The organism is Pontibacter qinzhouensis, assembly GCF_008017455.1.
In the GTDB taxonomy this organism is placed as follows: Bacteria; Bacteroidota; Bacteroidia; order Cytophagales; family Hymenobacteraceae; genus Pontibacter; species Pontibacter qinzhouensis.
The window spans coordinates 32,817-46,108 of record NZ_VRTY01000046.1 but is presented as its reverse complement, the minus strand read 5'-3'; the positions used below and the strand labels follow the sequence as shown (position 1 = coordinate 46,108).

The 13,292-nt window shown below is 34.0% G+C and carries 11 protein-coding genes; all 11 read left to right on the top strand.

Annotated features, from left to right (window positions below; translation table 11 throughout):
* The first annotated feature begins 494 nt into the window (after positions 1–494).
* Positions 495–1,730 (top strand): O-antigen ligase family protein, encoded by a 1,236-nt coding sequence (locus FVR03_RS13185; RefSeq protein WP_147922223.1) that lies wholly within the window; start codon positions 495–497, stop codon positions 1,728–1,730.
* On the top strand, positions 1,727–2,491 hold the full coding sequence (locus FVR03_RS13180) for a glycosyltransferase family 2 protein (protein ID WP_147922222.1): 765 nt from the start codon (positions 1,727–1,729) through the stop codon (positions 2,489–2,491). Before FVR03_RS13185 ends, FVR03_RS13180 begins: the two co-directional genes overlap by 4 nt.
* A 929-nt stretch (positions 2,492–3,420) precedes the next feature.
* On the top strand, positions 3,421–4,521 hold the full coding sequence (locus tag FVR03_RS13175) for a glycosyltransferase family 4 protein (RefSeq protein WP_147922221.1): 1,101 nt from the start codon (positions 3,421–3,423) through the stop codon (positions 4,519–4,521).
* A 201-nt stretch (positions 4,522–4,722) separates the two neighbouring features.
* Entirely contained in the window at positions 4,723–5,997 is a 1,275-nt protein-coding gene (locus FVR03_RS13170) for an O-antigen ligase family protein (protein ID WP_187270160.1), read from the top strand.
* Between the two features lie 314 nt (positions 5,998–6,311).
* The gene (locus FVR03_RS13165; RefSeq protein ID WP_147922219.1) at positions 6,312–7,412 is read left to right on the top strand and encodes a glycosyltransferase family 4 protein; all 1,101 of its coding nucleotides are present in this window, start codon (positions 6,312–6,314) and stop codon (positions 7,410–7,412) included.
* Positions 7,413–7,739: 327 nt separating this feature from the next.
* Positions 7,740–8,849, top strand: coding sequence for a glycosyltransferase (locus FVR03_RS13160; protein ID WP_147922218.1), 1,110 nt, complete (start codon positions 7,740–7,742; stop codon positions 8,847–8,849).
* A gap of 424 nt (positions 8,850–9,273) precedes the next feature.
* A complete protein-coding gene (locus tag FVR03_RS13155) occupies positions 9,274–10,080 on the top strand; it encodes a glycosyltransferase family 2 protein (protein ID WP_147922217.1) in 807 nt (268 codons plus the stop codon).
* 59 nt (positions 10,081–10,139) lie between these two features.
* On the top strand, positions 10,140–11,516 hold the full coding sequence (locus tag FVR03_RS13150; protein ID WP_147922216.1) for an undecaprenyl-phosphate glucose phosphotransferase: 1,377 nt from the start codon (positions 10,140–10,142) through the stop codon (positions 11,514–11,516).
* A 133-nt stretch (positions 11,517–11,649) separates the two neighbouring features.
* A complete protein-coding gene (locus tag FVR03_RS13145) occupies positions 11,650–11,934 on the top strand; it encodes a transposase (RefSeq protein ID WP_147922215.1) in 285 nt (94 codons plus the stop codon).
* A 14-nt stretch (positions 11,935–11,948) separates the two neighbouring features.
* Complete coding sequence (locus FVR03_RS13140; RefSeq protein WP_147922214.1) at positions 11,949–12,293, top strand: IS3 family transposase; 345 nt, start codon at positions 11,949–11,951, stop codon at positions 12,291–12,293.
* Positions 12,294–12,302: 9 nt separating this feature from the next.
* Positions 12,303–12,839 (top strand): DDE-type integrase/transposase/recombinase, encoded by a 537-nt coding sequence (locus tag FVR03_RS13135; RefSeq protein WP_304608224.1) that lies wholly within the window; start codon positions 12,303–12,305, stop codon positions 12,837–12,839.
* Positions 12,840–13,292: the final 453 nt, after the last annotated feature.

The window sequence follows — 13,292 nt, the reverse complement described above, 5'->3', positions numbered from 1 at the left end:
TCTCCATAGTAACTGTGCTTAAGCTAAGTTAATAATTTTATAGCTTTGACACAGTTCCGTTTACAGTCTCGTAGCTAAATAGTGTTTCCCCTTCATTTGTTTCAAAATTAAAGTCAAGTGGTGGCATAATAGTTAATAAACTATTATGCCACCATCTGCCTCGTCAAACGTAGTATATGCCTCCTATTTTTTTCTGGTTAACTAATCCTTTACATACTCAAACACTTTATTCTATTTCCTTACTCTAAATATTTCTCCTAACTTCATACCTACACATGATCTGCAGGATAGCTGTATAAATGGCATGGATGATATACAGGTATCACCCTTTGCCTTTCAATTTCTTTTCTATAACTTTCCAACGAGATTAGGTCAGATCTTCAAAAATTTAGCAGTATCTAACCAGTCACTTTACCTTTTCAGGCTTGTCCGGTTCATGCTTTTAGAAAATAAATACAAAACTAATTCGATACTATAATTCGAGCATTTTAATTATGTTAAAGAAGCTCATAGGACTTTTTTTAATCTTCTCCCCCTTTACATCTTACTTTGCTCTGTCAGGGTGGTTAAGGCTACCAGTGATGTTACTACTTATTACTATTTCTGCTTTTTTAATAAAACTTATTTTTAAGCCTAAGATCAAGATAAAAGCTTTAAAAATAAAAGATTATGATATTTTACTAATTGTTTTCTTAGGGATTGTCTGGGTTTCTTTTATTACAGGGTTTGCGAACAAAAGGAGCTTTAATCATTCATTAGCATATACTTTCGCAATAGGAGCTTATTATTTTATTTTGAGGATTATAGTGCATTATGAAAAGCTGGATGCAGGCTTTATCATGAAAATGTTTGCCATCTCTGCGGTTGTCTGCTCATGTATCATAACTTTGGACTTTATTCTAATAAATGTATTCAAAATTGGCATAAGAGGATATTTTATTAATTTGGATAATGGTTCTGCAAATATGCTTTATTACATAAGAGGAAGGGCTTGGGCAGTAGGAGGCGTTGCTGAAGAGCCTGGTAGCATGGCACTCTTAATGAATATTATTTGCCCTGTAGGAATTCTCTATTACAAATTAAGAGAAAATCAGTTTATGCAGTATTTCCTTACAATTCTTTACCTCTTTTCGATGATCTTTCTTTTCTCCGCTGCCGGAATGTTGATTTTAATTTTAGTTTATGGTTTTATTTTCTCTTGTACTTTCCTGTTAAGTAAAAGGATTACGATAAAAAAGTCGAATATATTAGCCATATTTCTCTTAATAGGCATCTCAGCATTACTTGTTGTTAAATATTATGCAGTTCTGGAGAAGCCTTTAAATGAACTGAGTGATAAAGTATTATTTAAGAACAATAGTTACTCTGCCAGCATAAGATTACACACTTGGGTCACGGCCTTTAAAGATTGGTTTATGAATCCTTTTTTAGGGAATGGACCCGGATATGGAGTTGAAAAATATACATTGGGCTACCATAGTATATACTTAACTATATTAGCAGATTTAGGAATTTTTGCAATTATTGCTTTTGTAAGCTTTTTGATAAAGTTTGGAGGAAATTTATTTTGGCTTAATCCTCAAATAAGAACATATTTTATGCTTCCTTTTTTGTCGACCTTAGTACACTTGGCCATTGTAGGAGATTTTTACCATGCTCCATTCTGGATTCTTTTAATTTTAATTCAGCTCATCCAAAAAGATGAATATATTCGTAACTTTACCTCATGAAAATTTCAGTTATTATACCTGTTTACAATGGAGAAAAGTACATCAAAGAAACTTTGGACTCTATCTTTGAACAAACCTACAGGAACTTTGAAGTAATTGTAATGGATGGGGCTTCTATTGATAAAACAGCAGAAATTGTTGCTCAATATCCGAATGTTAAATTTTACTCAAGAAAAGATAAAGGGCAATCCGATGCCATAAATCATGGTTTTAAGTATGCTACTGGAGATATTTTAGCCTGGCAGAATGCTGATGATGTTTATTTTCCATATACTTTCAATGAAGTGGTTAATTTTTTTAAACAAAATACAAATGCTGATCTCATTTATGGCTATTACCATCTTATAGACGAAAAGAGTAACTGGATTTGTGATGTAAAACCAATTCTATGGAATAAATGGAAATTTAAACATGGAAGGTTCTGTCCTGTTCAACCAACCGTTTTTTGGCGGAAAAACGTCTATGAAAGTAAAGGACAGTTAAGACTTGACCTGAATTATTGTATGGATGTAGATTTTTACGCCAGTATCAGTAAAAAATTTAACATTTGCTTGTTACCCAAGTTCCTCGGCAAGTTCAGGGTTCACCAAGAGAGTAAAACTCAAAATATTAATAATAAAAAGAGTATTATGCAGGAGTATTACCAGGTTCTGTCACAGCATTTTAAGTATAATAAAATAAATAGGTTGCTTTTTTATATATTTCAAAAACGAGCTGATATAGCTAGTACTATTAAAAGAAAATGGTTGAAAAAGCTTTAAGAAGTATTCTGCACTTTAAGAAAAACTTAAATTGGCTGTGCTGAAACTTAATATTCATAGACGCAGCTATTTCTGAACAGGAATATTGTTTGCCTTGATTTCTACAATGCTTTACCTAATGTTATTGAAAACATACTGGAGTACGTAATAGTTATTCATTAGATGGTTTTAAAAAAAGGAGAACCTCTTATTTGAGATCATTACGCAGCGATTATTAATTTCTTCTTTCAATATATCTATCCCTAAGCTCGGGATAGATATATTGAAAGAAGAAATTTCACCTAATACTCTTAAAAAGTCCTTATGCTAAAGTATTGGTATGGAGTGGAAGTATTGAAAGGTACGGGACATTAGTCTTTTTAGATGAAAGAAGGGTATGATTGTTGAAACTATCATGCCAATTGAACATAGACTCCAATAATTTTGGATGATCACAAAATCCCCAATCAAGATAAAACATTTGATTGTATTTATAGTACAAGTGGTTTTAGAGCATGCTATTAATCTTTTACATGCATAAGCCAAATTTACCGAGATTTTAAAAAAGATTGGATTGTTTATAGCGAAACATCGCTTCTGCAGCATCTGTTTAGAGGAACTTTAGATTTCATCCATTTTACCTGTTCCGGCTACAGGTACGTATATAAAAACTTCAAAAAAATGAAATCGGAATAATTGCAGGTCATGGTACTGTACTTCTTTGGAGTATTGAATACTTCTTTTTGTTGATTTTTGGTTTTAATAAGTATTTGCGACTCATTATAAAAGCGATAGTTCGAATTTTGTTTTTCTGGATGCCCTACCTGGACCTCCTCGTCTGGAACAAAAAACGAACGATGGATTCAGCATCCGGATTATATTTTATAGGAGCCAAAACCGGTTACCAGATGCAGAACTCGGAGTTAATAGATTATTATAAGTAAAATTGAATGAAAATCGTACATATTATTACCGCACTAGGTTTTGGTGGGGCGGAAAGGTTACTTATTAATTTCTCGAATATACATGTACAGAAGCACGAAGTTCATATCATTTATTTAAAAGATATCACCGATTTAAAAGATAAGCTTCATCCCGATATTAAGCTAAAAATTATTCCCTTAGGCAATAATTGTAGTAAACAGATTCGTGCATATCTCAAGTTATGTAAACCTGATGTGGTTAACACTCATCTCAGCCATGCTGATTTTTTAGGATTGTGGGCTTGTAGAGGATTAAAGTTAAGCCTATTTTGCACCATGCATAATATCTGGTTTAAGTGGAATAAACTTGATTATATTTTTTTCCTGATATACAGAATTTTATTTACTACGGTCGCCCGAAATTCTAAAGTAATTGCCATTTCCAAAGCCGTCGCTGATCATGTTCATAAAAGGTTGGGAGTATCTTCTGATAGAATTCATTTGCTGTACAATTGTATACCAGCAAAGGCGGAAGCAGATATTAGCGACGTTTCACTCCTAAGAAATAAACTGCAGATCAATCCGGGCAATTTTAATATATTGTTTGTAGGACGACTAGCTGTTCAAAAGTCAGTGGATACATTATTATTGGCTGCTAGCACTCTGAAAGGTATTATTCCTAACATCAAAGTAATTTTGGTCGGTGAGGGTATGCTAAGAAATAAACTGGAAGCCCTGGCAAACCAACTTGCCTTACAAGATGTAGTTGAGTTTCGAGGTGCAACTTATCATCCCGAAGAATATTTTTCAAGCTGCCATATTTTTGTTTTACCTTCAATTTTTGAGGGTATGGGCCTGGTTATACTAGAAGCCTTTAGAGCAGGCATACCTGTAATTGCTACTAATATAGAAGGGCCAAAAGAGTTGGTTCAGGATGGATTTAATGGTTTACTAACAATACCTTTGGATCACGTGCAATTAGCAGAGAAAATCAAGTATTTATGGCAAAATCCTACTGTCGCCCAAAAATTAGGCAATCAGTGCAAAAAATCTTTTGAAAAACAATTTACAATAGAATATTATGCAGCAGAATTAGAAAATTTATATTTATCTAATAATATTCTATAAAATGAATTATCTGCTAAAGATACTGAAGATTATATATACCTGCTTCTTTTAATATTCAACACATCTAATATTTTGGAAGACAATTTATAATAGCAGGCTTAATTTTACAACCGATGTAATTAGTTTACTCATAAGTATGCATCAAGTGCCGCAGGAATATACTATTTTTAATTTCATATATAAATACCGGTTCTTATGCTTATGAACAAAGCAGCGGGGAAATACTCAAAAGATATTCAGGATAAAATTTACTTTTATTTGCTTATGTCTTTTGGGTTTTGTTTGATACTGCCGCGTAACTTCACAGTTATAATTCTTATTTTGTTATTATTAAATTGGCTTGTAAAGCTCGATTTTAAAAATTCATTTTTAAAACTAATTAACTGTAGTTACTTCATTGTTTTTATTTTGCCGTTTGCCATTTTGATAATATGGTTATTTGGAACTGATAACTTCGAGTACGCATTTTTCAAAATAGAAAAATCACTGGCACTATTCATCTTTCCGCTAGTCATTTTTAGCTCAAGACCACTTCAGCAAAATGAATACAGAAAAATTTTCAAGGCATTTATATTGAGTATTAGCATAGGAAGCATTATAGCAGTTTTGTTTGCTCTTTACAAAAGATACATAGTTTCAGGCCTAACACTTATTGAATTGAATAATTTTTTTATTGATATTCCTCTTTTGTACATGTCGCATATATATTTTGGGTATTATGTTGTTACTGCTGTTATTCTTACTATTTATATTTATATGACAGAACCCAATTTAAAAACTGGGACGAGAACAGCTATTGCTATATTACTGCTATATTTATGCGTTTTCATAATGTTGTGTGCAGGACTTGCTTCATTTATCTCTATCCTCGCCGTCGGATTATTTTTAACAATTGCATATTATTCTCAAATTAATAAGCGTTTTCTCATAGCTTTTGCTTTAATGGCAACAACTATAGGCTGCTTAGTGGTTTTAAAAGGTTCCAATAATACACTTGAAAGGTATAAGCAACGATTTAATGTCTCATTCAAAACTATCGAAAACAATCCTTACAATTATTCTTCTACCAGAATAGGGCCACTCTTGGCAGGGTTAACCATAATTAAGGATAATTGGTTTTTGGGGGTAGGGACAGGAGACACGCAGGATGAAATGGCAGTTGTTTATGTTGAAAAAGGATTAGATAGGCTTCTAGGATTTAATTCACATAATCAGTATTTAGATTTTTTAATGACTTTTGGTATTATAGGTTTGTTCGTGCTTTGTCTATTTTACTTTTACCCTCTCATAAAAAGTCTAAAACTTAGGCAGTATCATTATACATGCTTTTTGTTTATGATAATTATATGTTCAATAACTGAAAATATTCTGGAGAATAATAAGTGTATATTTTTACTAGCATTTTTTAATACATTGCTTGCATCCCAAATGGTAACTAATAATGCTGCAAAACATTTCATAAAGAGAACCATTTAAGCAATATCTATCTAGCCAACAATATTTTACAGCAGTAATGGAGCCTGTTTAAATAGTAGGATTAGTTAATAAAATAGGGAATCTGGGTCTTGTAGCAGAAGGTGCGCGATGAAATTTTATCCAAACGATTTAACGAATCCCAAGGGAGTATATATTACCATAAGAGCGCTGGGTCTGGCTGGACAAATACAGGCACCTGGGTAAGGGTCGTGAGCAACTAGCCTCAATATCATCTGCTTTTATACTGATGGCTAAATGCTTAGTTATATAGAAAAGTAAATATTTAAACAAGGTCTAAACATTCCAAATTGTTTATGAAAATATTGTATGATCATCAGGTTTTTGCAAATCAAAGATTTGGTGGCATCTCAAGGTACTTCTATGAATTAATGTCTTATGCTGTGGCACAAAAAATAGATTTTGACATTTCGTTGATTCTGTCTAACAACGTTTATGCGAAATGTTTGAAACCACAAGTATCCCCTTTTTTTAACTCATTTAATTTTCGAGGGCAAAAGAGATTGATGAGTATTATTAATAGTTTTAAAACAAATAGCAGCCTTAAAAAGCAGCAATTCGATTTATTTCATCCAACTTTTTATAATGACTCTTTCTTAAAGAATGGTATTAACAATAAGCCTTTTGTAGTAACCTGCCATGATATGATAGACGAGAAGTTTAGTCATTATTTTAAAAGTGATCTTGTTGCAAGGCAGAAAAAAAATCAACTTGAGGCTGCTGAAGCTATTCTAGCTGTTTCGGAAAATACAAAACAGGATATTATTAAAATTTTAAATATTCCTGAAAACAAAATTTTTGTTACGCCACTTGCCAGTTCCTTTAGTGCTAATATGGTGCTCCCTGAAAATGATTTTGTAACCAAATTGGGCGACTTCATTTTGTATGTTGGACTAAGAGACCATTATAAGAACTTTTTACCTTATGTTACAGCAATTGCTCCTATTTTAAAAAGAAATTCTCTTAAATTAATTAGTGCCGGAGGAGGTGGTTTCACCAAGAATGAAATCAGTATATTCAAGAAACTAGGTATACAGGATTTAGTTATACAGTTACCTATCAATGATCTATTTTTGGCCCAACTCTATAATCAAGCTTTATTCTTTGTATTCCCTTCACAATATGAAGGATTTGGTATACCTACTTTAGAAGCGTTTTCTTTTGGTACGCCAGTACTCTTAGCAAACGCAGGTTCATTGCCTGAAGTTGGTGGAAATGCAGCCTTATACTTTGACCCTTATGATATGTCTTCTATGTATAATAAAACAGAGAGGCTTGTAGCAAATTCTGCTTTAAGAATAGACTTGAGCAATAAAGGGAGGTCTCGTAGTAATTTATATTCTTGGGAAAAAGCAGCTAAACTAACTTTTAAAGTTTATGAATCGGTATTAAGTTGAGAAAAGTTGGTCAAATTATTAATTCATAGTTAGTATAAAAACAAATTATGAACAGGGCTACCGCGCCAATAATACACCTATCTGGCTATCAGCTTGTTGTGGATTTAATATTATTAAATTTCAATATTTCAAGTATTTAAATTTCAATAACTTACATATTTTGATGCGGAAGCCTTGAATTATATATTATTTTTTTATAACTATTTTTATGATAGTGGGTTAAATCAGTTGTTTTTAACAGTTATCAATATGTAATTGATAACTAGCTGGTTATTTTGATTTTTAGTACTTAATCAACTTGGTTGGTCCACTACCTTTTTTTATAATATGTTATTAGAATTGTTAATAATGAGAGTTATACATGTAATTGAGTGTTTCGCTTCTGGTGCAGCATTATTTGTAAATTTTTTAACTAGGTTTACAAATGGATTTGAACATATAGTTATACATGGTGAAAAGCCAGACGAAATTAGTGCTGAAGAAGTTAAGGCTACTTTCCCGGAAGATGTCAAATTTATTTATTGGAACTATTCTCAAAGGGAAATCAATCCTTATCAAGATATAAGAGCTTTGATAGAACTCCTGAAAATTTTCAGGAAACACAAAGGCGATGTTATTCATCTTCATTCTTCTAAAGCAGGCTTTTTAGGCCGAGTGGCTAGTACCCTTACCAAGCACAGGAATGTAGTTTATACACCTCATGGTGCCTCTTTTGCACGTAAAGATATATCCTCATTTCAAAAAAACTTATTTATCTGGCTTGAGAAAACAGCAAGTTTATTTTCGGGAAATATAGTATGCTGCTCATCCTCTGAAGCTGATATATTTAATCAAGTAGGTATTAAAGCAACTTATATTAATAATGGAACAGTTTTAGATAATTGCGAAAACACCACGCTTACGAAAAATCAGAGCAAATTTACTATAGTTACGTGCGGCAGGGTAACTGGGCAAAAAAATCCACAACTTTTTAACAGCATTGCTGAAAGGTTTGCAGAAAATTCTAAATTTCAATTTATTTGGGTTGGCGATGGAACAACAGCTAATCTTGATTTGCTTCAGTCTCCTAACATAATAGTAACAGGCATGGTTTCTAAAAAAGAAGTTTTTGAAATAGTAGGTTCTGCAGATTTATATATTTCAACTGCTTTATGGGAAGGATTACCTTTAGCAGTACTGGAGGCCATGAGTGTGTCTAAATGTTTACTTTTAAACAAATGTGTAGGAAATATAGATCTTGTAAAGGATGGTTTTAATGGTTTTAAATTCAAAACAATTGAAAAAGCTGTTGAAAAAATTTTGTGGCTTGAGAAGACGCCTCTTGAAGTGGAACGAATGGGGAATAATTCCAGAAAATGGTGCGAAGAAGACTTCAACATTAAAACAAATGCACATATGTATCAAGAACTTTATAAATTACACCTGCAGCATAAGTAATTTTGGTAGTGCTAAAGAAGTAATACTTAAGATATTTCATTAAAATTAAGCTGAAAAATATCTTGATTTTTAGCGAATCTGTACATATTATAGATAGATTTTTAAATCAGCATCACTTCTTTAACACTACTTTTATCATCAGTTAGTTAAACACTTAAAATAATATAAAACCAATTTAGAAAGATGTTTTATATAGACGGCGACTTAACTTCCCGGAAATCGAATTGTACTGCCATCTTTTACAGGACACTGGATGCAGAACATAAGACACAGAACTTTTTTAATAATTCTGTTGAAATAGAACAAATCAAATCTTGAATTCCGATAAGTTCTGTCGCTGTTTATATTATTTATGTAAGTCAGTTAAATGTATATTAAATAACTTACTGCTGTATTATAAATTACTATGTATAAATAAAATAAAGTGATAGTAGCATCCATAGTAGCATATAAGACAAAAGCATGGGTTATCAACCAGACAATTTTAAGCTTACTCAGTTCAGAACATATAAATCAAATTTTTGTCTACGATAATTCTCCTACAGATTGCTTAAGAACAGAAATTATTGTAGATGATTGTATAAGCTATCATTTTAATAATAATAACATTGGGTTTGGGAAAGCTCACAATTTTTGCATAAATAAATCTTTAAAAGCTTCTAAATACCATATCATCCTTAATCCCGATGTTTACTTTGAGGGCAATATAATCAATAATATGCTTGCCCTATTTCAGTCTGATCCAAACATTGGTTTAGTTGCACCTAAAATTCTTTATCCAAACGGTCAATTACAATTATCCTGCCGTTCGTTGCCTACCCCTTTCGATATTATTATAAGGAGAATTCCTTTTATTAAAAATTTATTCAGTAAACGATGTAGGTTTCATCAATTTCTGCATACATCTTACAATAAAACAATGAATGTTCCTTTTTTATTAGGATGTTTTCTTATGATTCGCAAAGATGTCCTTGAGGAAGTTGGTGGATTTGATGAACAATTTTTTCTTTATATGGAGGATTTGGATTTATGTAGAAGGATTAATCAAAAATACCAAACCCTTTATTATCCACAAACAACTATTTATCACTTATATGAGAGAGCTTCTGCCAAACAGTTTTACCTTTTTATAATTCATATATCATCAATGATAAAATATTTTAATAAATGGAGTTGGTTTGATGATTCTGAAAGAGAAAACATTAATAATAATCTCAAGAAGTTATCTTAAAAGTCTCAAATGTAAATTTAGGCTGCCAATTCTCCTTACATTTGTGCAAATTTTCTTTTATGCCCGGATTATATACAAAATACATAAAACTTGTTCATGCTTTTGGAGACTTGGTAGCTGTAACAGGTTCTGTTATTTCTACATTTATGTTATATTTTGGCAGTCTCGATAGTTTTAAGACACCGTATAAAGATTTCCTTTTTTATTCATCGATTGGATGGTTCATTTGTGCTGCATTACTAGGAATTTACAAAAATTACCGGGTTGCCCGAACAATAAGGGTAATAGTAAATGCTATAAAAGTAATTTTCCTCTACATTCTACTAATAGAAGCAACACTCAATGTTACTAATATCCAAAACATTTCCCGAGATTATTTATCAAACCATTATATATTATTAGGAACAAGTGTAATCATCTGGCGGCTGCTTGTTATTTACGCCCTTAAATACTGGCGCAGGAAAGGATATAATTTTCGGAAAGTCATCATTGTAGGTTATGGAAATACTGGTTTAGAACTCAGGCGGTATTTCAGCCAACATCCTGAGCACGGATATAGATTTATAGGCTTCTTTGATGATAAAAAGCATGGGGACCATATAATAGGTAGGGTAGCAGATATTGAAAGGTTTATCGTTGAAAACGGAATAGACGAAATTTATTGCTCTCCGCATGAGCTAAGCAAAGAGCAGGTGGTAAGGCTGCTGGACTTTGTGGACAATAACCTGGTCCGCATGAAGTTTTTACCCGAACCCGGCGACTTTCAATACAGAAAACTGAAAATTGACTTTTATGACATGCTGCCTGTTCTCATCCTGCGCTCCATTCCGCTCGATGATGCTATAAATAAAATATTAAAAAGAACTTTTGATATTGTTTTCTCACTTTTAATAATTCTATTTGTATTGTCATGGCTTATTCCAGTAATAGCTTTGCTTATTAAGCTTGACTCTAAAGGACCTGTTTTCTTTAAACAGGAACGCTCAGGAATAGATAACAGAATTTTTAACTGCTGGAAACTTCGTTCTATGTATGTAAATAGCGACTCTAATACTTTACAGGCTCGGCGTGGCGACGCACGAATTACCAAAATAGGTGCTTTTATACGAAGAACAAGTATTGATGAATTGCCGCAGTTCTTCAATGTCTTGATAGGAAATATGTCAGTTGTGGGCCCGCGGCCGCACATGCTCAAACATACCGAAGAATATGCCCTTATAGTTGATAAATTTATGTTGCGCCACTTCATTAAACCTGGAATTACAGGTTTATCGCAGGTACGTGGGTACCGTGGTGAAACTACGGAAGTGCATCAAATGCGTGCCCGTGTAAAGCTTGATATTTTTTACCTTGAAAACTGGAGTTTTTTGTTAGACTTGAAAATAATTTTTTATACAGTATATAATATGGTTCGCGGCGATAACAACGCCTTTTAAACTTACTCATTATAATATTCCCCCATTAATTAAATATATGCCCTAATTGTTATAATATTAAGTCCAAGTATAATACTCCCCGAAATTAGGACCACTACTATAATTGAAGAGTAATGGTTAAATTAGAGGAGTAATGAAAGGAACAAGACGAAAATTCAGTGCGGCCTTTAAAGCCAAAGTAGTCCTGGAGGCGCTCAAAGAAAGAGAGAGCCTGGCAGAGTTATCCAAGCATTTTGAGATACACGCCAACAGCATCAGCAAATGGAAACAGGAGTTCGTGCAGGGAGCTTCTTCTGTCTTTGAAAGAGAGAAGGATAAGGTGCAGGAGCCAGATTCGGAGAAGCTATATGCCAAGATAGGGAAACTGGAGTTGGAGAATGAGTATCTAAAAAAAAGCTTAAGCAAGCTGGGCCTTTAGCCGTACGCCAAGCTATGGTAGATTACACTGAGAAGCTCAGCATCCGCAGTCAATGTCGGATGCTGGGGATACATCGCAGCGGCCTGTATTATGCCCCGGTGCAGGAGAGCGAGGAGAATCTGCTGCTCATGCGCCTGTTGGATGAGCGCTACCTGGACTATCCCACCCATGGTGTGCTGCAGATGCAGGATTACCTGCTCGATGCGGGCTATGAGGTAAATCACAAGCGGGTAAGAAGGCTGCTCAGGCTCATGGGATTGCTGGCTATCTACCCCAAGAAGAACCTGAGCAAGCTGGGAAAGGCTGAGTATATTTACCCTTATCTGCTTCGGAATCTGATGATAGTGCGTTCAAACTAGGTATGGGAGATTGACATCACCTATATTGCCATGGAGCGGGGTTTTCTTTACCTGGTGGCCCTCATTGACGTCTGCAGCCGCTTTGTTGTGGGCTGGGGCCTGTCCAACAGCCTGGAGGCAGGGGAAAGTCTGGCGGTGCTGCAGGAGGCAATCAGCAGGTATGGTAAACCGGAGATCGTCAACTCCGACCAGGGGAGCCAGTTCACCTGCAAAGAGTGGGTCGAGTACCTGAAGGAAAAGGAAATCAAAATCAGCATGGATGGCAAAGGCAGGGCCATTGACAACATCTATATTGAGCGGCTGTGGCGGACGGTGAAGCGGGATTATGTATATTTACATCCTGCCCGTGACGGATGGGAGCTGTACCAAGGGCTGAAAAACTTCTTTGACTTCTATAACTATAAGAAGCACCATCAGGGAATAGAGCGGCAGATTCCGGCAAACCAGTACCTGCAAAAAGCTGCCACGGCAGGGGGCAAACAGCAAGGCCACCCGGAGCCGGTTTTCAACCCAGGCCTTCTCCCGTTGGTCGAAACATTGAGCTGAAAACCGGCTCCGGGTAAAGAAGAAACTGACAAGAAAGTTCAACTAAGAATCACCACCCAGTGGTCCTACAAATGGGGAGTACTATAAAGTTGCGTGGTAGTAATTGATGGCTGAATTAGTAGAAACAGTTAATGAGAAAAAGAATTATTTAATGCGAAATATGTATTTTTTACACTACTGTCCAAATATATATCTTGAAAATTAGCTCAAAGGTTTAATATTCAGTCAATGATAGTTGATTTATTTTTTTTCGATTTAATACGAGTTTTTTCACTGGTTTGGTCCCTGTTTGATTAAATAAATGATGAAAATCCGTACTACACCACTTTAATTAGCTTTTCTATCTCATTTTAGGTAGTATTAAGTAGATAGAAAGCTAAAAAATGGCAGAACTATTTACATAAATCTACAAATTTTGACTGTCTCTTATTTTAACAAAATATTAAAAATAAG

What these genes read in the sequence shown, in the direction of transcription:
- FVR03_RS13160 (WP_147922218.1), top strand. Translation starts at nt 7,740, where the DNA reads ATGTTATTAGAATTGTTAATAATGAGAGTTATACATGTAATTGAGTGT.
- FVR03_RS13165 (WP_147922219.1), top strand. Translation starts at nt 6,312, where the DNA reads ATGAAAATATTGTATGATCATCAGGTTTTTGCAAATCAAAGATTTGGT.
- FVR03_RS13180 (WP_147922222.1), top strand. Translation starts at nt 1,727, where the DNA reads ATGAAAATTTCAGTTATTATACCTGTTTACAATGGAGAAAAGTACATC.
- FVR03_RS13185 (WP_147922223.1), top strand. Translation starts at nt 495, where the DNA reads ATGTTAAAGAAGCTCATAGGACTTTTTTTAATCTTCTCCCCCTTTACA.
- FVR03_RS13175 (WP_147922221.1), top strand. Translation starts at nt 3,421, where the DNA reads ATGAAAATCGTACATATTATTACCGCACTAGGTTTTGGTGGGGCGGAA.
- FVR03_RS13140 (WP_147922214.1), top strand. Translation starts at nt 11,949, where the DNA reads ATGGTAGATTACACTGAGAAGCTCAGCATCCGCAGTCAATGTCGGATG.
- FVR03_RS13150 (WP_147922216.1), top strand. Translation starts at nt 10,140, where the DNA reads ATGCCCGGATTATATACAAAATACATAAAACTTGTTCATGCTTTTGGA.
- FVR03_RS13145 (WP_147922215.1), top strand. Translation starts at nt 11,650, where the DNA reads ATGAAAGGAACAAGACGAAAATTCAGTGCGGCCTTTAAAGCCAAAGTA.
- FVR03_RS13170 (WP_187270160.1), top strand. Translation starts at nt 4,723, where the DNA reads ATGAACAAAGCAGCGGGGAAATACTCAAAAGATATTCAGGATAAAATT.